This window comes from Mesorhizobium sp. NPDC059054, assembly GCF_042739215.1.
GTDB lineage: Bacteria > Pseudomonadota > Alphaproteobacteria > Rhizobiales > Rhizobiaceae > Mesorhizobium.
The window spans coordinates 96,928-120,195 of sequence record NZ_JBHYHV010000009.1; the positions used below are offsets into that span (position 1 = coordinate 96,928).

Consider the following 23,268-nt stretch of genomic DNA (forward strand, 5'->3'; position numbering starts at 1 on the left):
CGGTCGACCATCGACCGGGCTTCTGAGCCGCGTCTCATCTCTTCAGGTTGACGAGGATGTCCATCAGTTCGGAACCGGTCTGGAACACCTTCGAATTGGCCGTATAGCTGCGCTGCGAGGAGATCATGTTGGTGAGTTCCTCGGCGATATCGACATTCGAGTTTTCAAGGGCGCCGGAAATGATCTCGCCGCGCTTGCCCTCGCCTGCGAAACCGATCTGCACGTCGCCGGAATCCGGGCTTTGCGTGAAGACGTTGCCGGACTGCTGGATCAGCCGGTCGGGGCTTGGCACGTCCGCCAGCGGGATCTTGTAGAGCGGCTTGGTCGAGCCGTCCTGATACTGGGCGTAGATGGTCCCGTCCTTGCCGATCGTCACCTTCTCGATGTTGCTTGGCCCGTTGCCGTTGACCTGGCCGGTGGCAGTGTAGCCGGTGCCGATCTGGCTGAGGCCCTTGAGGTCGAGCTTGAGCGACGCACCGCCGGGAACGGTGAAGGTGACGCTATCCGTGCCAGTCAGTTTGCCGGTGCCGTCGAAGTTGAGTGTAGCACTCGTGAGCGGGCCGCCCGTATAGGGGAAAGGCCCGCCTGCCGCGGCCTTCGATTGATCGAAGACGGCCACGTCCCACGTGCCGGCTGCTGTCTTGGTGAAGTAGATGTCGACCATCACCTTGTTGCCGAGGTTGTCGTAGACGACCATCGACGACTTGTTGGTGTATTGAGCCGTCGCAGCGTTACCGGAGGGCGCAGTTGCCGGCGCGACGATGGCGTTGGCGCCAGAGGGCAGGTTGCCGCTGAAAGTGCCGGAGGTCGAAGGGGTCGCCGTCATCTTGCCGTCGGAAATCTGGACAGGGACGAGACCCTGGAAGCCGTTGACCGTCGCGGCCGGCACACCGTTGGCGTAGCTGTAGGCCATCAACTGGTAGCCGGCAGCGTTGACCAGGCGCCCTTGCGCGTCCGGTACGAAAGAGCCGGCGCGGGTCATGTAAGGCGTGCCGGAGGAATCTTGCACCACGAAGAAGCCGTCGCCGCGGATGGCAAGGTCGGAGACCGAGGTGGTGCCCTTGAGGTCGCCGCGATCGGTGATGGCGGTGCGGATCGTCGAGTTGACGCCGCCGGAATTGTAGGCGCCGCCGGTCGTCGGCATCACCAGGCTGGAGAACTCGATCGACGAGCGTTTGTAGCCGGTGGTGTCGGAGTTGGCGATGTTGTCGGCGACGGTGGACAGGCGGTTTGCCTGGGCGTTCATGCCGGAAACGCCGGTCCGCATCATTCCATAGAGGCTCATCGCAACGTCTCCGTTATGCGCATGGTGTCGCTGGCCACGCTAACCGTGTTGTCTTGCGCGAAGCTGTCGCGCGCCGCGGTCGGGCGCATCAGGCGATCAGCCGGTAGCCGAGGAAGCGTTTGGAATCGATCGGGTCGTGGCCGAGCCGCTCGCGCAGCTTCTTGCGCAGTTTGGAGATGTGGCTCTCCACCACATTCTCCTCGACCTCTTCGTCGAAGATTCCGTAGATGGCATTGAAGACCTGTGTCTTGGTAACCCGGCGGCCCCGGTTGCTCGCCAGGTATTCGAGGATGCGGCGCTCTCGACGCGGCAGAGGCATCGGCTCGCCGTCGATCTCGGGATCGCGGCCATCCATGAAGATGCGCATCGCTCCGATCTCGGTGAAGGAGGCGTCCTCATGAGCGCGGCGACGGATCGCACTGATGCGCGCCAGGATTTCGCGGATGTGTACCGGTTTGCGCACGACGTCGTCGACGCCGGATTCGAAAAGGCGCAAGGTGTTTTCGAGGGAATTGTGTTCGCTCAGTGCAATGACGGGAGCGCCGCTGCGGTCCCTGATCTGTCGCGGGGAGACGGCGCCCTCGCGGCAATCGCCAATCAGGAAGGCGCGAACCGATTTCAGATCGTCCTCGGGTGCGCTGGAAACCCAGGCGTCGAATTCGCTCGGCGCGAAACCGGCGCTTGCCACACCTTCCCGACCGAACATCGAGCTGTAACCATCGGTCACAAGTTCTCGTTCGTCTACGATTACGATCATCGCCCAACCCCCGAATCAGTTCATCTGCCCCGTGCGGAAAGGCGTAGTCCTCCTCACGAATCCTGACCAACCGTCATTTCTTGTGACTGGTTTCTTGGGAGTCGAGAATCGCGGTGGTTGTACCGCGTACAATCGGATGGCGATCCCAACCGGATCCGCCGACAAAAACGGCACCCCTTTGCACCTTTAAAGCGCACTCCTCGCATCGTTGAGAGTACAACCTATGGGGTGCAGAATCCGCGTGCGTTGGCGGTCCATTTGCCGAAGCCGACAGCGACCATATTCGCGATGACGCGACAGACGTAGCGCTTCTGGGCGGGGTCGTTGTTGGGTCCGGCATGATAGCGCGCCACGGCCATGGACCAGGTCTCATGCCGCGCATGCAGTTGCGCGAGGAAGCGCGCTGCATAGTCGACGTTGCGGCGCGGATCGAGCATGTCCTCGATGCTGCGGAACTGATCGCCATGATAGCGATGATTGATCTGCATGCAGCCGAGATCAATCAGCGACTTGCCCTCGCGCCGTGCAGCCTCGAAGGTCAGGAGGGCCTCCGAACGCGAACGAGGAAAGACGGCTTTTCCTTCTATATTCAAGGCATTGGGTTGCAGGCTGCCTTTGTTCCCCGTCTCCGTCAGTCCCACGGCATAGAGGATGCCGGCAGGAATCTGGTAGCGGTCCGCCGCCCGCAGGATTTCCGCTTCGCAAGGGTTGGCCGCAGCGAGGGCTGTCCGGGAGGCGAGCGTGCTAGATAAACAAGTCGCTGCCAGAACGCTCATGAGAAGGTTGCGCCGGACGCTGGTCCTGCTGCCTGTCATCGCCGCGGTTCCTTCCTGACTGCCCGCTCATGCCATCGCCATTCCCGCCGGAGTTGCCTGGCTGAAAGGAAGATTGATCGCGTCCGAGAGCCGCCCCAGCTTGCGGCGCGTCTCCACGTGCAGCCGGTGTTGCTGCTATCGAGGGTTGCAGGATCGTTACCTTGTCGATGTCGAAGCCGAGCGACTTCAACGACTTCACGATGGCCTCGCTGTCCGAGCTCAATCGACGATGTGCTTCGTAGGTTTCGGGCTTGATCTCAATCGACAGTTGCTCGCCGACAAGACGCAGATTGGCGGTAACGGCTCCGAGCTCCGACGGATGCAATTCGATCTTCAATATGTGTGCCGGAACTGCAACAGGGGAGCCATTTTGGGTGCCCATGGCGGCGGTCGATGCCGCCCTCGCGGGCGCGCCATTGCTCGCGATTGCATCGATGACGTCGCGCGATGCCTGGGTGGGGTGCTGGAGAGCAGGCGCAGGGTAGTTCTGTTCGGCCACCACCGATGCTCGTGATCCGCCCGATTGCTTCAACGTTTCGCTGAAAGCCCGGCGGCCGTTGGCTTCGGTCTCCGACGGTTCAACCGGTGTTGCCCCGCTGCCGCCAAGCTCGGCTTCCCCGACGGCGGAGCCGGCGGATGCGGTGGCATTCTCTGCAGACGCACCGCCGGCGAGGTTCTGCGTATTGGCCGCCTGCACGCCGCCTGTTCCGCGCGTTGCGGTGGATCGGTCGACATGGATTGTCGGCGACTGTTCGTTGTCGCTTTGACCGGTATCGGCATCCTTTGTTCCCCGCACGACAGCCGCTCGCTTTGCCTTGTCTGCAAGAGCATCGGCGTCTGTTTCCGCCGTATCCGGTCCGCCCCGGTTGTCGGATTGTGATCGTCCCAAACCGTGCAGGTTCAAAAACAGGGGCAGGTGGTCTCGCGCATCCGCCGTTTGATCGTGGGTGTCGGCCGACTGCTTGTCGTCTGCCTGTTCGTCGTCGCCCTCTTCATCGATCCTGGCTTTGCTTTCCCCAATCTGGCCGGCAGCACGTTCGCCGCTAGCGAAAGTGATGTCGGCACGGATCCTTTCCCAATGCGAGCCATGCGTTGCATGTTGGGTCGCCTTGTCCTTGTCTGTCGTCTCGCGATGAGTGAGCAGATCATCGAAAGCTGGACCGTCTTCACCGGCCTTGCCGCCGGATTGCTGCCCTCCGGTCCGCTGCAGCGGGACGCCTGGAAGGTTCTGACCAATGCTTGCAGTCATTGAGGTGAAGCTCCCAGTAGAAGATCTATCTTGCCGAGTTTGCGTTTCGTATCCGCGATCGCTGCGTCGGTGGTGTCCGAACCGGCATTCGCGGATGCCGGCAACAGGGTTGCAGGCGGCGGCTGCACCGCGGCGTCCTGCTGGGCCGGTACGGGTTTTTCCGCCGGCTCGGCAACTGCCTCGGTTGCTGGCCTCTCCGACACTGCGTCTTCGACCGGTGGTAGATCGGAGTCGTTGTCGGCCGTGGTGTCGCGTGGCGTCGCCTCGGCGGCTTGATCGGTTGCGACCTTGGTTTGCTCCTGTGCCACGCGCTTCGTAGCCGGTTCCGATTTGGCGGGGGCCCGCGCGATGGAAGGCGACTGATCGAAAACCGCCGGTATCGGTGGTGCAACGACTTCCTGGGTAATCTGCTGGGCAGCGTCGAGCAGGGAACGGTCACTCGGCGACAAGCGGCTTCGGTCGATCGTCTTCAGCTTGGCGCGAATGTCATCGACCGTCGCCGACGTGATGCTGGACAGGCTGGCGTAGAGTTCGGCGCGCGGATCGTCCGTCTTGGTTGCATCCTTGTCCTGCGGGATGGCCTTTGCGGATGCGAAGGCGGACAGATCGTTCAATCCATCGATGGCAGCGCGGCGTGCGATACGCAGATAGATGACGCGTTCGCGCTCCTTATCCATCATCGAAGTGATGTCGGGCAATTTATCCTGGCTCAGCGCCATATGCAGAGTAACCACACCGGCGACAAAACTGTCGGCGAACTGGCTGGCGTAAGGTGAGAGCAGATAGCGTTCGACATATTGTGTGGAGGCCTGTGCAAACCGAGCCGCGTCGCCATTGGTCGTGGTGATGGCTACGGAACGGCGCAGTGCGGCTTCCTCCACCAGAGTGCCGGGACTGAGCAGGCGGGCCTGATCGAGCAGCGTCAGCGCCTGAACGGGATCCTCCGCCGCAAGCAGAGATCCCTTGATCAAGGCCACGAAAGCGCCAACGTCAGGCGACAGCGTCATCGGATCGACCGCTTGCAATGCTTCGATTGCCGGGCCGGGCTGGCCGCCGAGATAATCCAGAATGCCATCGACGATCGCCTGGTTGGTCTCATCGAGCTGGGCGCGGCGGGTTACATCCCTGACCGTTGCCGGATTGCCGCCGCTCATACCGTAGACCAGCAGGGCACGCAGGTTCCTGGGTTCCTTGAAGTCGTCGGGTTTCGACGCCCGGAAACGCGCATCGACCATTTCGAGCAGCTTGTTTTGCATGGGCAGCGCGGCATGGTCGCCCGAGGCGAGCCTGTCCTGCACGAGCTGCAGGGAGCGCACCATCTGGTAGGGCTGCAGCGGATCCTGGGCGAGGGCGGTCGTTGCCATGCCCATGCCAAGCAAGGTGAGCCCCGCGACGCCGATGCGCGCGACGCGGATCACCCCCCGGTCTCCAGCAGGATCTCGATGCGCCGGTTGACGGCGGCGAGCGGGTCGGCCTTGTTCTTCGGTTCGCGGTCGGCGAAACCCGCGACCTCCTTGATGCGGCTTTCATCCAGGCCTCCACGCACCAGCATGTAGTAGGCCGAGTGTGCGCGTGCCGTGGAAAGCCGCCAGTTGTCGTAACCGCCGCGGAAGGGACGGGCGTCGGTATGACCCTGGATGGCAACCGTGCCTTTCTGTTCCTTGACGATGCGGCCGATCTTTTCCATCGCGAGCACGAGTTCGCGGCGCGGCATGGCCGAGCCGATTTCGAACATGCCGAAATTGAAGCTGTCGGTAACGGAAATGACGACGCCCTTGTCGGTGGCCTCGACGCTGACGCCATCGGCGATCGCCTCGCCCGGCTTGAAGGCCTCGGCGATCTTCTTCTTCACCTCTTCGGCCGCTTTTTCCGTGGCTGCAGTCGGAGCCTTGTCCTGCTTGGCAGGTTCAAGTTCGTCGTTCTTCTCGGCCTTGGCCATGGAAGGATCCTTGGCCGCGGCTTGTTCCTTGCCGGCCAGTTGATCTCTGGAGACCTGCTGATCCTTGCTGGCCGCCTCTCCTGGTTTCTGGGGCTGGTTTTCCACCTTCGCCGTTTCGGCGCTCGCCTCGGGCAGGGGCGTCGATATCTGCTGTGACCAGAAATCCGGAGCGAACGGATCGCGATAGGATTCACCGCCCGACGCGCCCGTGGCTGGCCCCGCCGTCTGCGCTCCGCCCTCGCCTTTGGTGCTGACGTTTTGCCGCGTGCCGGTCTCGGCAGCAATTTCGGCAAGAACCGCATAAGGATCGGCGAACAGTTTTTCGTCGGCGTTCTTGGCCTCTGCGGCCTTGTCCTGTTTCTCGTTTTGACCGCTCTGTTCTTTCTGCGCGGTGCCGGGGTTGCCCTTGCCGTTGTGACCCTGCTTGGTCGTTCCTTCCACCGGATCGTTGGAGGTGTAGCCAGGTTCGTCGGGCCCATCGCCGATATCCTGCAAGCCCTTGCGGCTGGCGCTGCGGTCGATCAGCGGAACCGGATTGAAGTAGGACGCAACGGCTGCCCTTGTCTGTTCGTTTGCCGCGTTGATCAACCACATGACGAGGAAGAAGCACATCATCGCGGTCATGAAATCGGCGAAGGCGATCTTCCAGACGCCACCATGATGAGCGTCGTCGTGGTCGTCATGGTTGCGGCGGACGATGATGATTTCCTGCCGCGGATCGGCGCCGCCTGCCGTGCTCATGAGAGGACCTCCGACAGGGCTGTCGACCATTCCGACATACGTGTTTCGACAACGGTGTCATTGACGACAAGGGTCAAATCGAGCGCCGATGCTTCGGTGAAATCCAGGCTCGCTGCGCGTTTGCCGAGCGCAGCCTTCAACGGCTCGTAAAGAGAGAGTGGTCCGCGCACAGCGATGCGGACGGCTTCGGAATCCGCCAGCGTGTCGCGAATGACTTTTTCCAGCGCGATGAGAGAGCGTTTCTGCAATTCGTCGCTCAACACGCCGCCAATGATGCGGGCGAGTGCATCGCCCATCAAATCATGCAGCTGTTGTTCCGTTTGTCGCATGTGATTGCCGACAGCCTGGCCGATATCGCCGCCCAGCCTTTCGACCAGCGCCGTGGCTTCATCCGCCATCGTCCGCCGTTCGGCATCGAGCTTTTCGGTGAATGCCGTCGTCAACCTGGCTTCGAGCGCGTCCTCGGCCTTGGCAACCGCCATCGCGATCAGCTTGTCGACATCGATCGCAGGAGGGCTGTCAGCAAAGGTGGGCGGCTCGGCAAGCGTGTGAGCCGGCACGCTGCCATGGAGAGGCGGCGCACCGAAATCGGGCAGCAGATCGGAAAGGGATGCCTGTCGCATCAGCCTGCGGCTTCCTGGGCCGTCCATTTGCGCAGGATGTTGGCCGTACGCTCCTCGTTGATGTCGACCATACGGGCAAGCCTGTCTTGCGGTGCCGGCCGCAGCTTCCTGCGCAGGTCATCGAGCGGCGCCGGACGGCTGTCGGCCAGCGCCGGAGCCGGTCCTTCCGCTTCGGCCGCGGTATCCGGATTGGGCAATGAGCGCTGGACGTCCTCGAAGCTCGGGCCGGCGAGCGCCACCGGCTTGTTCGTCAGTGCCGCAGCCATCGGCCGCAAGCCGAAGAAGGCCACCAGGAACACGACAACGATGAAGGCGGCGGCATTGATCAGGCTGCCGGTGTAGCTTGCGACGGCATCGAGGATATCGGGCGAGGCGAGTTCCTGCCCATCCAGGCCATCTATGAACTCGACCGCCGAGACATCGATGATGTCGCCCCGCTTTTCATCGAGGCCGGTGGCCGAGGCGACCATCTTCTTGATGTCGGCGACGCGTTGGGTGATCTGCTCGGGCGTGGCGTCCTTGCCGATCACCGACAGCAGCCGTTGCTGATTGACGACGACGGCGATCGACATCTTGGTGACCGAATAGCCGTTGGAAACCGTGGCGATCTTCTTGGAATTGATCTCGTAGTTGGTAATCTCTTCCTTGCGGTCGTTCTGCGAGCTCGACTGCGGACCGTCGGAAGCGGCAGCCTGCGTCTCCGGCAGATTCTGTTCGACCGTGGCCGGTGTCGCGGCCTGGCGTTGATTGCTGTTCTCGTTCGCCTTGACGGTCTGGACGGAGCGCTCGACGCGCGATTCCGGATCGAAGATGGTTTCTTCGGTCTGGCGCGTGTCGGTGTTGACGTCGGCTTTGACGCTGGCACGGAAATTGTCCGGGCCGAGATAGGGGGTCAACGCGCGACGGATATTGTCCTCGATCTGGCTCTCCACAGTACGCTCGACGCCGAGTGAACGGATGGCACTGCTGTTGGAGGGATCATCGCCAGCGGCGAGCAGGTTGCCCGCGGAATCGAGCACCGTCACCTTTTCGGCCGAGAGGCCGGGCACGGCCGCGGAGACCAGATGGCGGATCGACATGGCGGCCTTGCTGCCGTCGATGCCGGCGTAGCGGATCACCACGGAAGCGGAAGGCTGTTGTTCCTCGCGGCGGAAATTGGCGCGCTCCGACATGACGATATGCACGCGGGCGGCTTTCACGCCTGTCAGCGACTGGATGGTGCGGGCGATCTCACCCTCCAGCGCACGCACGCGGGTGACCTGCTGCATGAAGGAGGTGAGGCCGAGCGAACCAACCTTGTCGAACAGCTCGTAGCCGGCATTGGCGCTGGTCGGCAGGCCCTTTTCAGCCAACAGCATGCGCGCCTTGGCGGTGGTGCCCACCGGTACCAGAACGCTGGTGCCGTCGGAGCCGACGTCGAAATTCATGCCGGCCTCGGAAAGCACCATGCCGATCTGATTCACGTCAGAGCGTTCGAGGCCGACATAAAGCGTCTCGTAGGCGGGGCGGTTGAGGTAGACCGAGGCGACACCGATGACGGCAAGCGTCAGAAGCGCGATGCCGGCCACGATGGCCAGCCGCTTCGTGCCGAAATCCTGAAGATTGATGACGATGCTTCTAAGTTGTTCCGGCACGGGTCGAGGGTCCCTGCATGATTGCCCGCTGGAACACTAGACCCTGAAGCTTGTGCGAAAATGGTATCGGGCCGCGCTGGTGGCGCGGCCCGATCGGGAAGAGGAAGGATCGACGACCGATCAGCTCTTGAACAGCGACAGGATGTTCTGGGCGCTGGCATTGGCGATCGACAGAGCCTGGATGCCGAGCTGCTGCTGGACCTGGAGCGCTTGAAGCTTTGTCGATTCCCGGTCCATGTCGGCATCGACGAGCTGGCCTACGCCACGATCGATCGAATCGGAGAGCTTCGAGACGAAGTCCTTCTGCATGTCGACGCGCGACTTGGCGGCACCGAGCTCAGAAGCGGCACTGGCCATCTTGGCAAGCACTTTTTCGACGTCGGTGAGCAGGTTGTCGAACTGGGCCGTTTCGCCTGTGCCGGTCACGCCGGTGAGATCGGAAACCGATATGGTGAGCAGCGACTTGGTGGAGGCGGAGCCAGTTGCATCCAGAATGCCCGCTTTGCCACTGCCCGCGTCAATCAGCCGGACGTTGGCCAGCGGAATGTTGATCGTGCCGGTGGTGACTTTGCCAGCCGAGTCACGGTTGTAGGACGAGATGATGTCGAGGCTGCCATTGACGCTCGAATCGGTCTTCAACATGTTCGTGCCTGCATAGCTGGCACCGGCGATATTGTCCTCGAGCTGCTTCTGCAAAGACTCGATATCGCCCTGGATCTTGCCGCGCTGCTCGGGGCCGGAAGCCTTTGCGAGCAGGATCTTCTGCTTGATGGCGTCGACGACTTCGATCGCCTTGTTCATTGCGGTGTAGGCCGTGTCGACCTTGCCGGCGCCGAGACCGAGCGCGTCCTGGACAACGGAATTCGCCTTGTTGTCGGAACGCATGGTGGTGGCGATCGACCAGTAAGCGGCGTTGTCGGAGGCGGTCGAGACGCGGTAGCCGGTGGAAATGCGCGACTGCGTCTGTTCGAGCGCCTTGTTGGTGGCGTTCAGGCTCTGCAGCGCTGTCAGCGCCGAGGCGTTGGTCATGATGCTCGCCAAGGTAACTCCCCTTCGAATGGCCGCGCATTCCCCGCGCGATGACGGACCGCCAGCGTTGGCCTCCTTGAAACGGATGAACGGAGCAACGTGGTTAACAATAGCTAACCAGTCATGGTTAACAGCTCATTAAAGGGGAAGCTAATGCAGTGATGAACGTTAAGAAAAATAAATCGGGCCGCGCTTTTGGCGCGGCCCGAAAGATGAAGTTGTTGCCTGAGAAGGTTCGGGATCAGCCGCGGAAGAGCGACAGGATCTGCTGCGACGAGCCGTTGGCGATCGACAGAGCCTGGATACCGAGCTGCTGCTGGACCTGGAGGGCCTGCAGGCGGGTCGATTCCTTGTTCATGTCGGCGTCAACGAGCTGGCCGACGCCGCGGTCGATCGAGTCCGAAAGCTTCGAAACGAAGTCCTTCTGCATGTCGATGCGCGCTTTCGCGGCACCGAGTTCGGCAGCGCCGGTGGCCATGCCCTTCAAGGCGGCTTCGATGCCGGTGAGCAGGGCGTCGAAATCGCCGGCAGTGCTTGCACCGCCCGTGCCGGAAACCTTCAGATCCAGGATCGTCGTTTCGGCGCCCGTGGCACCAAACTGCTTGTCCAGGATACCGGTCTTCGCAGAAGCGGCGGCGGAGCCGTCCGAATCGATCAGTCGGATGTTCTTGAAGTCGACGTCGATCGTGCCGGTCGTCACCTTGCCAGCCGAATCGCGATTGTAGGAGGTCATGACCGTCAGCTTGGTGTCGGTCGCCGCAGCATTGCCGCTGGTCTGCAGCAGGTTCGATCCGGCGTAGTTGGCACCTGCGATGTTGTCCTTGAGCTGGGACTGCAGGTTGCCGATTTCCGTCTGGATGCGCTCGCGGTCGGCCGCGCTGGAGGTCTTGGCCAGCAGCACCTTCTGCTTGATCTGGTCGACGACGTCGATCGCCTTGTTCATGGCGGTGTAGGCGGTGTCGACCTTGCCGGCGCCGAGGCCGAGCGCGTCCTGCACGACCGAGTTCGCCTTGTTGTCGGAACGCATGGTGGTGGCGATCGACCAGTAGGCGGCGTTGTCGGAGGCTTCGGCGACGCGCATGCCGGTGGCGATGCGGCCCTGGGTGACGGTGAGGTTCTTGTTGGTTGCATTGAGGCTCTGAAGAGCGGTCAAGGCGGCGGCGTTGGTCAGAATGCTGGACATAAGTCCTGTTCCTTTTACTAAACTCAACTAAGGAACATGCCGTAAACGATCGGCCAGAGCGGAGCGGCATCATGCCTGTGGCCGTTGCAGCCACCCGCTCTCTAGGCTGCCTTTATGGCGGAGAGGTCCTACCAAACCGCTAATGTTCAATGCACAATTCACCCTATGTCACCGGAAGGTTTTCCGGTTGGCGGGCTTGTCCTGAGAGTGGTCAATGCAAATCGGGCCGCGCTTTTGGCGCGGCCCGAAAGATGAAGTTGTTGCCTGAGAAGGTTCGGGATCAGCCGCGGAAGAGCGACAGGATCTGCTGCGACGAACCGTTGGCGATCGACAAAGCCTGGATACCGAGCTGCTGCTGGACCTGGAGGGCCTGCAGGCGGGTCGATTCCTTGTTCATGTCGGCGTCAACGAGCTGGCCGACGCCGCGGTCGATCGAGTCCGAAAGCTTCGAAACGAAGTCCTTCTGCATGTCGATGCGCGCTTTCGCGGCACCGAGTTCGGCAGCGCCGGTGGCCATGCCCTTCAAGGCGGCTTCGATGCCGGTGAGCAGGGCGTCGAAATCGCCGGCAGTGCTTGCACCACCCGTGCCGGACACCTTCAGATCCAGGGTCGACACGCCACCCGTCGAGAATGCCTTGTCCAGGATACCAGTTCCCACAGCGCCGGTGGCGGCGTTCGAATCGATCAGTCGGATGTTCGTGAAATCGACGTCGATCGTGCCGGTCGTGACCTTGCCAGCCGAATCGCGATTGTAGGAGGTCATGACCGTCAGCTTGGTGTCGGTCGCCGAGGTCGAGTCGGTCTTCAGCAGGTTCGATCCGGCGTAGTTGGCACCTGCGATGTTGTCCTTGAGCTGGGACTGCAGGTTGCCGATTTCCGTCTGGATGCGCTCGCGGTCGGCCGCGCTGGAGGTCTTGGCCAGCAGCACCTTCTGCTTGATCTGGTCGACGACGTCGATCGCCTTGTTCATGGCGGTGTAGGCGGTGTCGACCTTGCCGGCGCCGAGGCCGAGCGCGTCCTGCACGACCGAGTTCGCCTTGTTGTCGGAACGCATGGTGGTGGCGATCGACCAGTAGGCGGCGTTGTCGGCAGCTTCGGCGACGCGCATGCCGGTGGCGATGCGGCCCTGGGTGACGGTGAGGTTCTTGTTGGTTGCATTGAGGCTCTGAAGAGCGGTCAAGGCGGCGGCGTTGGTCAGAATGCTGGACATAAGTCCTGTTCCTTTTACTAAACTCTACTAAGGAACATGCCGTAACGATCGGCCAGAGCGGAGCGGCATCATGCCTGTGGCCATTGCAGCCACCCGCTCTCGAGGCCGCTTTTATGGCGGAGACGTCCTACCAAACCGCTAACGGCCAATGCAATTCGCCAAAGGTCGCCAGAAGGCTGCCGGCGGGGACGCCTGGCGAGCCGGACGAGGGGAGGGGAAAGTTTCGCACAATCTACATCTGCAAGGATAACAGCGCGAAGTGCCTGAAGTGGCGCATGGAAACGCGGGTGGGGAAGTTCGAATGACGTCAGCAAAAAATATTCGCACCACCGATGTCGCGGATGACCTTCGATCGCAGATCGGAAGTGGTGTCCGCGGCGCGACCACTCTCATTCGCGCTGCCAACGGTGTTGGAATTGGTCCTGCTTTTCCAGCGATCAATATCTCCGCGGGAGGGTCGGACCGGGACCGGAAGAACGCAAAAAAAGCCGCCAAGCTGGTCAGGCAGGCTCAGAAGGCTCTTGATGGGCGCAGCGCCAGGGGAGCGGAAATGCTCTTTGATGAAGCGATCGCGCTGCTGGACAACCCGCCTTCCCAACTGTGGTGCTATCGGCTCGTCGCGGCATCCAAGGCGGCCAACTACGAATATGTCGTCAACAACTATCAGCGCATCCGGGCGCTGGTTACGAGTGAGGCGGAGATCGCTGTCGTCGACCGCTCGTGGATCGATTGTCTTATTTCTGCGGGTTTCCTTCATGAGGCGTTGCGCGAACTCGAGACCCTTTCTGTCCGCAGTGCGAGCAGTTGGGAAACAATGGCGACCACTCTCGGGGTGATCCACGCGCGGCTGGGGAATCTCGGCAAGGCGATCGCCATCCAGAAGGAGATCCTCGCGAAGGAGCCTTCGGATGTCCTCGCGCGCTGGAACCTTTCGATCCATCAACTGGAAGCAGGTGAGCTGCCGGAAGCGTTCGACAATTACGAGGCCCGATGGAATTGGGCGGATTTCCCGTCGGAACGCCGAACTTTCGACATACCGCGCTGGAGCGGCGAGAGCCTTGACGGGAAGCGGATCCTTGTCTGGCGCGAACAGGGGGTGGGCGATGAAATTCGTTTCGCCGGTGTGTTGCCGGACCTTATCGCCACCGGTGCCAGCATAACTTTTGAAAGCGCCGCGAAACTCGCGCCGCTGTTTGTCAAATCCTTCCCGGATGTCGAGGTTCGCCCTGAGCAGCCCCGCGAGAAGCGCAGGCGTGACGACTACAAAGGTTTCGACTTCGAGGTCCCGATCGGCTCGCTGGCGCGGTATTTTCGACCAAGCGTGGCTGAGATGCAGGCCAAATGCAGTCCCTGGCTGAAGCGCGATGCCGAAATCGAAGCACAGGTGCGCGCGGACATCGGCGCAGCACCGCATCAGCCCGTCATTGGCTTGTGCTGGCGTTCTTCCAATCAGAATCTGCATAGAAACCAGCACTATGTGAAAGGGGAATATCTTTCTCCGCTGAAGATGCTTGGTGCAGCCAAGTTCATCTGCCTGCAATATGACGAGTGCAGCGAGGAAGTTGGCCTGATGCGTGAACTGGGCCTGCCTCTCTACGATTTTCCGGCCATCGACCAGATGAACGATCTCGTGTCGGCCGCCTATCTCGCCGGAGCTTGTGATATGGTGATCTCAGCCGGCACCGCCACCGCGGAGCTCTCCGCGGGTCTCGGCATCCCCACCGTTCTGTTCGGGCTCAAGCACTCTCAAACCCAGCTCGGAACCGATGGTGTGCCATGGCATCCGGCGACCCGCTTTCTGTCGTTGAATCCCGACGAGCCGATCGGTGTGGCGAGATCAATTCTTTTCGAATGGCGTGAAATCTCGGCCTGGGCCGAGCAAGCGTGTGCCTCCGGACGGCAGGTCGATTGGCGGCTGTCGTTCCCTGGAGCAACTTGATAGTGCTCCCACAGATCTGTGACTGGAATAACAAGGTGGCGTGTGCTCGAAAGCAAGCCCGCGCGCCCGCCTGCGTGGGCCTGATCTCATTTGTCGAAAATCGATTTCGATCGCGGGCGCGACTTAGGGCGCCTCAGACCGCAGGCATGTGATGTATCGGCCAGACAGCCGTCGCAGAACCTGGATTAGTTGACCCGGTCTGAACAGTTCACGGCTGGCGAAGATCTGGCCTTCAGCGACTTGCCCGATGCATCGCATCGAGACGGCGGCGCAGAACCGTTTGGGGTCAATCCAGTGTCGCCCTATGTGAAGGAGCGCACCAGGCTTCCGACCAGCAGGTTCCAGCCGTCGATCAGCACGAAGAACATGATCTTGAACGGCAGCGACACAACGGTGGGGGGGAGCATCATCATGCCCATCGCCATGGTGATGGTGGCCACGATCAGGTCGATGACCAGGAAAGGCAGGACGATCAGGAAGCCGATCTCGAAGCCACGGCGGATCTCGGAGATCATGAAGGCCGGTACAAGGATGCGGAGGTCGACCGTACCTCTCTCCACCGTCTGGCCGCGCTCGCGGGCGAGATCGGCGAAAAGGTCGAAATCCTTGTCGCGCACATTGTTCAGCATGAAGGTGCGGAACGGATCGGAAATGCGCTCGAGCGCCACCTGCTGGCTGATCTGGTTGTCCATCAGCGGCTTCACGCCATTGGCCCAGGCGCGGTCGAAGGTCGGCGCCATGACGTAGAAGGTCATGAACAGCGACAGCGAGATCAGGATCAGGTTCGCCGGCGTCGACTGCAGGCCGATGCCGGCGCGCAGGATGGAAAAGGCGATGATGAAGCGGGTGAAGCTCGTCACCATGATGAGCAGACCCGGCGCCACCGACAGCACAGTGAGCAGCCCGAACATCTGGATGATGGTGGCGACCGTGGTGCCGCTCGCCTGGCCGATACCGCCAAGGTCGATCTGCTGCGCGCTCGCGGCCGTTGCGGTTGCTGCGAAAACGGTCAGGAAGACAAGAAGTTTTTTCATTCGAACAACAGCGTCCTGACCAGTACTTCCTTGACCTTGCCGCCGCTGCGAATGGCCGCGCGTTCCTGCAGGTCGGCACGCAGATGCTGGTAGCCGCTGGCGCCTTCCACCTGATGCATCTTCACGGTGCGCAGGAAGGCGAGCAGGTCCTGGTGCACATCCTCGGCCATGCCGGGTGGCGGTGGTCCGTCGAAAACGAGGGAGAGCTGCAGGCGAGCCCAAACCTCGGCAGGTGCCGCCAGATTGGTGGTCATCGGCGCCAGGTCGACCAGCGTCGGTCCGGCTTCGCCTTCCTTTTGAGCCTCGTGGGCCGGTTTTTTCTCATGACTTTCCTTGGCCGGAGGCGCCGGTTTCTCGGAGTTCTTGAGATAGGTGCCGGCCAGCCAGCCGACGCCCAACGCCGCGCCGGTCATGGCGAACAGCATCGCCATCTGGACGATGAGCGAGGGGCCTTTCGGCGGCGCTATCTGCTCGGTGTTGGCCACGCTCTTCTATCCGGTTTTAGAACGGCAGTACCTGGTCGAGAACCTGCTGGCCGTATCCCGGCTGCTGGACCTCGGAGACACGGCCGCGACCGCCATAGGAAATACGCGCCTCGGCGATGCGGTCGTAGGCGATGGTGTTTTCCGGCCCGATGTCGGCCGGACGCACGATGCCGGCGATGGTCAGCACGCGCATCTCATAGTTGACGCGCACTTCCTGCGAGCCGGTAATCATCAGATTGCCGTTCGGCAGCACGTTGGTGACGACAGCGGCGACGTTGAGCTCGATCGTCTCGGAGCGCTCGATGGCGCCGTCGGCGTTGGTCTTGGTTTTCGATTCCAGGCTGCCATCCAGCTTGCCACCCGTGCTGGCGCTGTCCCATTCGGCATCGGCCTTCAGCCCCAGCGAGCGGCTGGCGGTGCGGCTGCGATCATTCTGGTTCTTGAATTTGGCCTTGTCGTTGATCTTGATCATCACCGTCAGGATGTCGCCGGCGCGCAAGGCGCGCGGATCGGTGAACAGGCGGCTCTGGCGATCATCCCACAGCGAAAAACGGCGCCGTTGCGTGGCCGGTGGTTCAGGATACTGGTAGACCGGTTCTGCCTGGCTGCGGATACCCGAACCAACCGGCGACATTCGCGGTTCCTTGTTGACCTCACGAAGGTCCGAGGCGCAGCCGGCAAGGCTGGCGGTCGCGATGAGGATCAATGCCTTGCGGATCATGTCGGGTCTACCCTGCGGGCGGCGCTGCCCATGATGCCGGTGAGCGCGGCAGCCGCCTTGGTGTTCATTTCGTTCAGTATGACGCTTGCCTTGCGCGCATCGAGCTTCATGAGGATGGCGGCGGCGAGTTCGACATTGGTGCTGGCCAGGCGCTCGGCGGCAGCATCGGGCTTCATACCGGAGTAGATCTTGACGAGGCTGTCCTCGGCACGTGCGAGGAAGACCTCCCGCCGCTTCAGCCATTCCTCGTATTCGGCACGCTTTTCTTCGAGCGCGCTGATGCGTTTGTCGACCTCGGTCTGCAATTGCTTGAGTTCGGCCGCCTGAAGCGAATAGCGGCGGTCGCGCGCGGCATCGGCAATATTGGAGCAGAAACGCTGGACTTCGCTTTCGCCGCTCGGCGGGGCGACTGTTCCCGTGGTGAGCGGAACATCGTTTTCCTGCACCGGCAATTGCGGTGTCGGTTCGGCCAGTTCTGCCCGAGGCGCTTCGCGGGTCAGGGTTTGTGCGGCAACCGCGCCCTGGCCGCCGGGCAGCACCTGTCGCACCGCCTCTTCGGCGTGTGCCGGTCCGAGCGCGGCCAAAAGGGCGACGAGCGCGCCTGCCTTGATGGTGTGTGAGAGCGTGTGGCGTGCGTTGTTCATCGAACAGCCTATTGGAGCACGAGATCGGCCTGCAGCGCGCCGGCCGACTTGATGCCTTGCAGAATGGCGATGATGCCGTCTGGCTTGACACCCAGACGGTTGAGACCGGAAACGAGAGTTTGCAGATCCGGGCCGTCGAGAACGGCAACGCGAGCGTTTGGCTGGCTGATGTCGATCGCGGTGTTGGGCTCCACCGCCGTCACGCCACGCGAGAACGGTTCTGGTTGCACGATGGTCGGTGCCTCGGTGATGCGCACGGTCAGCGTACCGTGGCTGATCGCCACGCGCGAGATCTTGACCTTGTTGCCGATCACGATCGTACCGGTGCGCTCGTCAATGACGACGCGGGCAGGTGTGTCGGTTTCGATTACGAGATTTTCGATTTCCGCGTAGAAACGCGCCGCCGCAATGCCCTTCGGTTTTTTGATGGAGACGGTGCGGCTGTCGCGCTCCGCCGCGACACGCACGCCGAAACGCTGGCGGGTATAGTCGTTGACGGCGTCTGCGATACGCACCGCAGTCGAGAAGTCCGCATTGTAGAGCTGCAGGGTCAGCATGGACTGGTCGCCGAATTCGGCCTGCACCGCACGTTCGACGATAGCGCCGTTCGGCACGCGGCCCGCAGTCGGCACGCCCTGCGTCACCTGCTGTGCTTGGCCTTGCGCGGTGAAGCCAGAGACGACAACCGAGCCCTGGCCGACCGCGTAGATTTCGCCGTCGGCCGCTTTGAGGGGCGTCATGATCAGCGTGCCGCCCTGCAGCGACGTGGCATCGCCCATCGATGAGACATTGACGTCGATGCGGGCGCCGGACTGGACGAAGGGTGGCATGTTGGCCGTGACGATGACCGCCGCGACGTTCTTGGCTCGCGCGTTGGTACCCTGCGAGGCGATGCCGAGGTTTTCCAGCATGGCACGGATGGACTGTTCGGTAAACGGCGAGTTGCGCAGCGAGTCGCCAGTGCCTTGCAGACCAATGACGAGACCGTAGCCGACAAGCTGGTTGTCGCGCGCGCTTTGCAGACGGGCAACATCCTTGATGCGTGAAGCGACCTGGCCAGGCGGCAGCGAACTCGGCCCCGGCGAAACCTGGAACATGCGGCTAGCTGTGTCACCGTCGTAACTTGGGTCGTCGAACTGCCCGCCCTCGCGTGCCGCCTTGGCGGCAAGCTCGCGCTTGGCCTTGGCATTCAGGCCATCGGCCAGAACGGGCTGCGCGCTGAGCAACGCCGCAAGGACAATGGAGAGCGTGCGCTTCATGTAGCGGAAACCTGGATGGAGCCGTCGGCCATCACCGTTCCGGAAAGCACCTTGCCGCTGTCGACATTGCGGACCTTGATCAGGTCGCCGGCGGAGCCTGGCTGCAAGGTTACCGCGGAGGCGGAGATGGTGAGCACGCCGGCCGTGAAGAAGACCTGGACGGTGGCACCCTGTTCGACCAGCCATGCATCGCGCACCGAGTTGGCCGGGATGTAGCGGCCTGGCAGCAAGGTGCGCTTGGCGACCTTGCCGTCGAGTTCGGTGGCGACGGTAGCCACGCCATCGGGCTTGCGCTTGCCAGGAGCGAGCGTGACTTCCTTCAACGCGGCAAGGGCGATCGTTTCGCCGGGATAGATGACGCGGTTGGGGATCAGCACGACCTCGCCGGCGAACGCCGGCAGCGCACCCATGGCCAGAGCCAGGGTGAGTGCCAGAGGACGGGACATGGAGCAGAGAGCGTGCCGGATCATCGCTGTCACCGGATGTTCTTGGAGACGACCGCGGCCATTTCGTCGGCCGCCTGGATAACCTTGGAGTTCATCTCATAGGCCCGCTGGGCGGAAATCAGGTCGGTAATTTCCTTGACCGGATCGACATTGGAGTTTTCGACATAGTTCTGACGGATGGTGGCGAAGCCCGGATCTCCTGGCACGCCGACATTGGCCGGGCCCGATGCTTCCGTCTCCTGGAAGAGATTGTCGCCGAGCGGAGCGAGACCCGCTTCGTTGGCGAAGGTGGCTACGGTCAGTTGGCCGAGGTTCTGCAATTCCAGCTGGCCGTCGACGCGGGCGAAAACCTGGCCAGACTTGTTGACGATGAGTTCCTTGGTATCCAGCGGCACGGTGATGGCCGGAACGATCGGTGCACCGTCGACAGTCACCATCTGGCCTGTCGCGTTCGTGTTGAACGTGCCGGCGCGCGTGTAGAACGTCTGGCCGTCAGCGCCTTCGATCTGGAACCAGCCCTTGCCGTCGAGGGCAAGATCATAGGCATTGCCGGTGTTGGTGAAGCTGCCCTGGATGTGGACATTGCGCACCGCGCTGGTCTTCACGCCGAGACCGATCGATACGCCTTCCGGCACGACCGACGTGTTGCCGCGATCGGGAACGCCCTGGGTACGGTCGACCTGGTAGAGCAGATCGGAGAACTCGGCGCGCGCGCGCTTGTATCCGGTCGTGTTGATGTTGGCGATGTTGTTGGCGATGACTTCCAGATTGGTCTGCTGGGCGTTCATGCCTGTGGCTGCAATGGCAAGAGCTTTCACGGGTGCGTCCTCAGATGCTCATGCGGCTGACTTCGAGATAGGCCGTGACGATCTTGTCGCGGATGGCGATGGTCGTCTGGAGCGCCTGCTGCGCGCCCATCACGGCGTCGACGACCTGCCGGGTGTCGACGTCGCCTTTCAAGGCCTGGAGGGAAACCTGTTCGGCATTTTGAAGCGTATTGACCGTCTTCGTCGCGGCCTGGTTCAGTGCTTCGGCGAATGTGGACGCGACCTGCGTGCCGGTGGGCTGGGTGCCCGTTGTGCCGAAAAGATCGGTCGAGGTTTCCGAGCCGCTGGTGGCGGGTTTCAGTTGGACTGCGCCGATACCGCCAATCATGATTGGTTCCTCATAAGGTCTATGGTCATCGAGATAAGGTCGCGAGCCTGTTTCACGACCTGCAGGTTCGCTTCGTAGGAGCGGTTCGCCTCGGTCATGTCGGCCATTTCAATCAGCACGTTGACGTTGGGCATCTTGACGTAGCCCTTTTCGTCGGCGGCCTGGTTGCCGGGCTGGAACTCGACCGGGAAATCGGATGGATCCTGGGCGATCGAATTGATCTCGACCGTCGAACCGCCGGAGGCACGGTCGAGCTCCGAGACGAAGGAGATCGTCTTGCGTCGATAGGGGTCGGCACCCGGCGTGGTGCCGGTGGATTGCGCATTGGCGAGGTTTTCGGAAACGACGCGCATCCGTTCGGACTGGGCGCCGAGGCCGGAAGCTGCAACCTTGAGTGCGGCGGTGAGAGCGTCCATCAGGTCAGCCCTTTATCGTCGTCATCATCATCGTGTGGAATGCCTTCACGATGGCCGTGTTCAGCTCGAACGACCGGCGGATTTCACCGGCTTTCATGAGTTCGTTCTCCATCACCACCGTGTTCTTGGACGGCATGGCTGGGCCCGTGGGCTCCTGCGGCTTTACGGTGAAGCCGGCCTCGGTGGCGCCGCCGAGATGGCCGCTCTGCGTCGCGCTCAGGCGAACGGCGGTGCGATCCAGAACCTTTTCGAAAGGCTCGACGTCGGTCGCGGTGTAGCCAGGCGTGTTCGCATTTGCGATGTTGCCGGCGACGGATGACTGGCGCACCGACAGCCATTGGGACTGTCTGGTCGCGAGATCGAAAAGGTTGACGGGCCCCATGGGAATCTCCGGATCGTTAACCGGAAATTAGGACACCAGTCTTGCGCGGGCCTTGCGCGTGACTGCAAGGCCGAACGGTCGCTAATTGGAGATTTCGAGTACGCGGTCGGTGTTGGTGACCAGAACCCATTTGCCCGCGCGCTGTTCGATCGATTTCACGCGCGAGGAATCCGGCAGCGTCGAACCGGCCTGCACGACCCACAGACCCGCATTGTCCTCGATCATGGCCCGGCCATTTGCGATATGGACCAGACGGAAGGCTACGGCTTCGATGGGATAGGGTTGTTCTTCGACGCCCGGCGCCTGCTCGGGCGCCAAGGGCCGGCTCTGCAGCGTGGCGGTGAAGGACATGTCGAGGTTTGGTTCCAGCGCTTCGGCCTGACCCGCCATCGGGTTGGTTCCGCTGCCGTCGGGCGCCACCACCAGGCGTCCGGCATTCTGGCCACGGCCACCGAACTTGATGCCCTGCACGCCGAACTGTTCCGGATTGAAAAAGATGTACCAGGGGAAGAGTGCGCAAACGAGGCCGAGCATGACGCCCGAGGCCGCCATGACGAAGTCGCTGCGCCTGGTATCCTTCTTCATCCTCTGGAACGGCTCGCTCGCATGCAGGGGCCGATTGCCAAGGGAATCGGTTCCGGCAGTTCTAGCGGGTCGGCGGCTTAGATTTGGTAAATGGGCCTTGGGTTCAGGCGTGATATCCGGCGGCGCGAACAGCTCGGCCAGCGCATCGACGCTGCAGATTCCCTGTTCGGCGCTGTCTGCCTTGGTTGATTTGCCCGCTGATGTCCGCTTGCGTCCCAGCCCTCGAAGCGGGTTTGACAGCCTGGACAGCAGCCGGTTCTTTGGCCGCGCGCGCTGTTCGGCAGCTGTCGCTTCGGCCAGCATCTCATGCAGCAGCGCTTCGGTCTGCTGCAAATCAGTCTGTCGGATCGGCATTGTGCCTGCCTCTCAGATGATGGGCGAGATCCGAGAAGGGATCAGGCGAGGCGCCGTCCTTCGGCGATTGCGTCAGGGCTTCGTAGATCAGCGGCACCTGACGCACGGCCATGTCGAGTTCGGGGTCCGCGCCCCCTTGATAAGCGCCGAGCAGGCGGATGTCGCGGGTGTCCTCGAAGCGCGAGATCATCGACTTCAGCCTGGTCACCAACGTCTGCTGGTCCGGCGTCCAGGCTTTCGAGGCGAGACGCGAAATCGAGGCAAGCGGATTGACCGGCGGATAACGACCCTGTTCGGCGATCGAACGATCGAGCACGACGTGACCGTCAAGAATGCCACGCACGGAATCGGCGACAGGGTCGTTGTGGTCGTCGCCATCGACCAGCACGGAGATGATGGCGGTGATCGAACCGGTGCCTTCAAGGCCGGGACCAGCGCGCTCAAGCAGTTTCGGCAGGTCGGTGAAGACCGACGCTGGATAGCCACGCGCCACCGGCGGCTCGCCGGTACCCGTCGCCACCTCGCGCAAGGCATGTGCAAAACGCGTGATCGAGTCCAGAACCAGCAGCACGCGATCGCCTTGATCCCGGAAATATTCGGCTACCCGCATGGCGGTGTCGGGCGCGCGTCGCCGCATCATGGCGCTCTCATCGCTTGTTGCGACCACAGCCACGGTCTTGGCCATCGCGGTCGCACCGATCGTGTCCTCGAGGAACTCGCGCACCTCGCGACCACGTTCGCCGACGAGTGCCACAACCACCGTGTCGAAAGCATCCGCGCCGGCCAGCATGGCGAGCAGCGTCGACTTGCCGACGCCTGAGCCAGCGAAGACGCCCATGCGCTGGCCAAAGCAGAGCGGGGTGAAGATGTCGATGACCCGCACACCCGTCATGAACGATGTCCCGACGCGTTGCCGCGCCATGGCGCCGGGAGTGGCGTCATGCGGAAGTTCGCTTCCGGTCTTGCGCAACAGGGGCGCTCCACCATCGATGGCGCGCGCAAGCGCGTCGATGGTGCGGCCGCGCCAGGACGCATGTGGGGTCACTGCAAGCGGCCCGCGCCGGAAGACAGTATCGCCTATACCCGCATCCGGGCTGCGTTCGAAGGGAGCGACAACGATGTCGTCGCGGCCGATGTGGACGATTTCGCCGCGCCGATTGCCGCTGCGACTGCGGTGTTCGACAATGTCGCCGAGCCTTGCGATATCCGACAGACCGCGCACCTTGTAGTGGGTAGCCGACACTTCCGCGACGAGACCACCCCGCTTCAGCATCGCTTCGTCACCGTCGAAGCGGCGCCAGACATTTTCCAGCACAGCGAGCCGGTTTTCAGGCCTGGCATCGCGTTCAGTGGTGCGGATCAGGGACCGGTCGGCGGCCATCG

24 protein-coding genes are annotated in these 23,268 nt (G+C 62.3%); 1 reads left to right on the plus strand and 23 read right to left on the minus strand.

The window, feature by feature from the left end; all coding sequences use genetic code 11:
- Nucleotides 1-34 precede the first annotated feature (34 nt).
- The 11 genes from ACFWXH_RS29675 to ACFWXH_RS29725 form a co-directional block, all read right to left on the minus strand.
- Nucleotides 35-1,285, minus strand: a complete 1,251-nt coding sequence (locus ACFWXH_RS29675) for a flagellar hook protein FlgE (protein ID WP_379125026.1) — start codon at nucleotides 1,283-1,285, stop codon at nucleotides 35-37.
- Nucleotides 1,286-1,373: 88 nt separating this feature from the next.
- On the minus strand, nucleotides 1,374-2,042 hold the full coding sequence (locus ACFWXH_RS29680) for a winged helix-turn-helix domain-containing protein (protein WP_379125027.1): 669 nt from the start codon (nucleotides 2,040-2,042) through the stop codon (nucleotides 1,374-1,376).
- A gap of 221 nt (nucleotides 2,043-2,263) precedes the next feature.
- Nucleotides 2,264-2,818 carry a transglycosylase SLT domain-containing protein gene (locus ACFWXH_RS29685; RefSeq protein ID WP_379125028.1) on the minus strand — a complete coding sequence of 185 codons (555 nt, stop codon included), beginning with the start codon at nucleotides 2,816-2,818 and terminating at the stop codon, nucleotides 2,264-2,266.
- Nucleotides 2,787-4,106, minus strand: coding sequence for a flagellar hook-length control protein FliK (locus tag ACFWXH_RS29690; RefSeq protein WP_379125029.1), 1,320 nt, complete (start codon nucleotides 4,104-4,106; stop codon nucleotides 2,787-2,789). Before ACFWXH_RS29690 ends, ACFWXH_RS29685 begins: the two co-directional genes overlap by 32 nt.
- Nucleotides 4,103-5,524 carry a chemotaxis protein MotC gene (locus ACFWXH_RS29695; protein ID WP_379125030.1) on the minus strand — a complete coding sequence of 474 codons (1,422 nt, stop codon included), beginning with the start codon at nucleotides 5,522-5,524 and terminating at the stop codon, nucleotides 4,103-4,105. The genes ACFWXH_RS29690 and ACFWXH_RS29695 overlap by 4 nt, the downstream gene beginning before the upstream one ends.
- On the minus strand, nucleotides 5,521-6,786 hold the full coding sequence (locus tag ACFWXH_RS29700; protein WP_379125031.1) for a MotB family protein: 1,266 nt from the start codon (nucleotides 6,784-6,786) through the stop codon (nucleotides 5,521-5,523). Before ACFWXH_RS29700 ends, ACFWXH_RS29695 begins: the two co-directional genes overlap by 4 nt.
- The gene (locus ACFWXH_RS29705; protein ID WP_379125032.1) at nucleotides 6,783-7,409 is read right to left on the minus strand and encodes a hypothetical protein; all 627 of its coding nucleotides are present in this window, start codon (nucleotides 7,407-7,409) and stop codon (nucleotides 6,783-6,785) included. The genes ACFWXH_RS29700 and ACFWXH_RS29705 overlap by 4 nt, the downstream gene beginning before the upstream one ends.
- Nucleotides 7,409-9,043: a flagellar basal-body MS-ring/collar protein FliF gene (gene fliF, locus ACFWXH_RS29710; RefSeq protein WP_379125033.1), complete on the minus strand. Its 1,635-nt coding sequence runs from the start codon at nucleotides 9,041-9,043 to the stop codon at nucleotides 7,409-7,411. Before fliF ends, ACFWXH_RS29705 begins: the two co-directional genes overlap by 1 nt.
- Before the next feature lie 120 nt (nucleotides 9,044-9,163).
- The gene (locus tag ACFWXH_RS29715) at nucleotides 9,164-10,084 is read right to left on the minus strand and encodes a flagellin (RefSeq protein ID WP_379125034.1); all 921 of its coding nucleotides are present in this window, start codon (nucleotides 10,082-10,084) and stop codon (nucleotides 9,164-9,166) included.
- Nucleotides 10,085-10,313: 229 nt separating this feature from the next.
- A complete protein-coding gene (locus ACFWXH_RS29720; RefSeq protein ID WP_379125035.1) occupies nucleotides 10,314-11,255 on the minus strand; it encodes a flagellin in 942 nt (313 codons plus the stop codon).
- A gap of 280 nt (nucleotides 11,256-11,535) precedes the next feature.
- Nucleotides 11,536-12,465 (minus strand): flagellin, encoded by a 930-nt coding sequence (locus tag ACFWXH_RS29725; RefSeq protein WP_379125036.1) that lies wholly within the window; start codon nucleotides 12,463-12,465, stop codon nucleotides 11,536-11,538.
- A gap of 259 nt (nucleotides 12,466-12,724) precedes the next feature.
- Between ACFWXH_RS29725 and ACFWXH_RS29730 the strand changes: the two genes are divergently transcribed.
- The gene (locus ACFWXH_RS29730) at nucleotides 12,725-14,404 is read left to right on the plus strand and encodes a hypothetical protein (RefSeq protein WP_379125037.1); all 1,680 of its coding nucleotides are present in this window, start codon (nucleotides 12,725-12,727) and stop codon (nucleotides 14,402-14,404) included.
- 302 nt (nucleotides 14,405-14,706) lie between these two features.
- Here ACFWXH_RS29730 and fliP read toward each other — a convergent pair whose 3' ends face one another.
- The 12 genes from fliP to fliI all read right to left on the minus strand — a co-directional run bounded on the left by fliP (nucleotide 14,707) and on the right by fliI (nucleotide 23,266).
- Nucleotides 14,707-15,438 carry a flagellar type III secretion system pore protein FliP gene (fliP, locus tag ACFWXH_RS29735; RefSeq protein WP_129413535.1) on the minus strand — a complete coding sequence of 244 codons (732 nt, stop codon included), beginning with the start codon at nucleotides 15,436-15,438 and terminating at the stop codon, nucleotides 14,707-14,709.
- A complete protein-coding gene (locus ACFWXH_RS29740; RefSeq protein WP_379125038.1) occupies nucleotides 15,435-15,923 on the minus strand; it encodes a flagellar basal body-associated FliL family protein in 489 nt (162 codons plus the stop codon). The genes fliP and ACFWXH_RS29740 overlap by 4 nt, the downstream gene beginning before the upstream one ends.
- A 16-nt stretch (nucleotides 15,924-15,939) precedes the next feature.
- Nucleotides 15,940-16,644 (minus strand): flagellar basal body L-ring protein FlgH, encoded by a 705-nt coding sequence (gene flgH / locus ACFWXH_RS29745; protein ID WP_054308471.1) that lies wholly within the window; start codon nucleotides 16,642-16,644, stop codon nucleotides 15,940-15,942.
- Nucleotides 16,641-17,288: a hypothetical protein gene (locus ACFWXH_RS29750; protein ID WP_379125039.1), complete on the minus strand. Its 648-nt coding sequence runs from the start codon at nucleotides 17,286-17,288 to the stop codon at nucleotides 16,641-16,643. Before ACFWXH_RS29750 ends, flgH begins: the two co-directional genes overlap by 4 nt.
- A gap of 8 nt (nucleotides 17,289-17,296) precedes the next feature.
- A complete protein-coding gene (locus ACFWXH_RS29755) occupies nucleotides 17,297-18,547 on the minus strand; it encodes a flagellar basal body P-ring protein FlgI (RefSeq protein ID WP_379125040.1) in 1,251 nt (416 codons plus the stop codon).
- The gene (flgA, locus tag ACFWXH_RS29760) at nucleotides 18,544-19,017 is read right to left on the minus strand and encodes a flagellar basal body P-ring formation chaperone FlgA (protein WP_379125041.1); all 474 of its coding nucleotides are present in this window, start codon (nucleotides 19,015-19,017) and stop codon (nucleotides 18,544-18,546) included. The genes ACFWXH_RS29755 and flgA overlap by 4 nt, the downstream gene beginning before the upstream one ends.
- Before the next feature lie 5 nt (nucleotides 19,018-19,022).
- On the minus strand, nucleotides 19,023-19,811 hold the full coding sequence (gene flgG, locus ACFWXH_RS29765; protein WP_054308474.1) for a flagellar basal-body rod protein FlgG: 789 nt from the start codon (nucleotides 19,809-19,811) through the stop codon (nucleotides 19,023-19,025).
- Nucleotides 19,812-19,821: 10 nt separating this feature from the next.
- A complete protein-coding gene (locus ACFWXH_RS29770; protein WP_379125042.1) occupies nucleotides 19,822-20,148 on the minus strand; it encodes a flagellar hook-basal body complex protein FliE in 327 nt (108 codons plus the stop codon).
- The gene (gene flgC, locus ACFWXH_RS29775; RefSeq protein ID WP_379125044.1) at nucleotides 20,145-20,564 is read right to left on the minus strand and encodes a flagellar basal body rod protein FlgC; all 420 of its coding nucleotides are present in this window, start codon (nucleotides 20,562-20,564) and stop codon (nucleotides 20,145-20,147) included. Before flgC ends, ACFWXH_RS29770 begins: the two co-directional genes overlap by 4 nt.
- Nucleotides 20,565-20,568: 4 nt before the next feature.
- Nucleotides 20,569-20,946, minus strand: a complete 378-nt coding sequence (gene flgB, locus ACFWXH_RS29780) for a flagellar basal body rod protein FlgB (RefSeq protein WP_054308477.1) — start codon at nucleotides 20,944-20,946, stop codon at nucleotides 20,569-20,571.
- An 81-nt stretch (nucleotides 20,947-21,027) separates the two neighbouring features.
- Nucleotides 21,028-21,885 carry a hypothetical protein gene (locus ACFWXH_RS29785; RefSeq protein ID WP_379125045.1) on the minus strand — a complete coding sequence of 286 codons (858 nt, stop codon included), beginning with the start codon at nucleotides 21,883-21,885 and terminating at the stop codon, nucleotides 21,028-21,030.
- Nucleotides 21,866-23,266: a flagellar protein export ATPase FliI gene (gene fliI, locus ACFWXH_RS29790; RefSeq protein WP_379125046.1), complete on the minus strand. Its 1,401-nt coding sequence runs from the start codon at nucleotides 23,264-23,266 to the stop codon at nucleotides 21,866-21,868. The genes ACFWXH_RS29785 and fliI overlap by 20 nt, the downstream gene beginning before the upstream one ends.
- Between the last annotated feature and the right edge of the window lie 2 nt (nucleotides 23,267-23,268).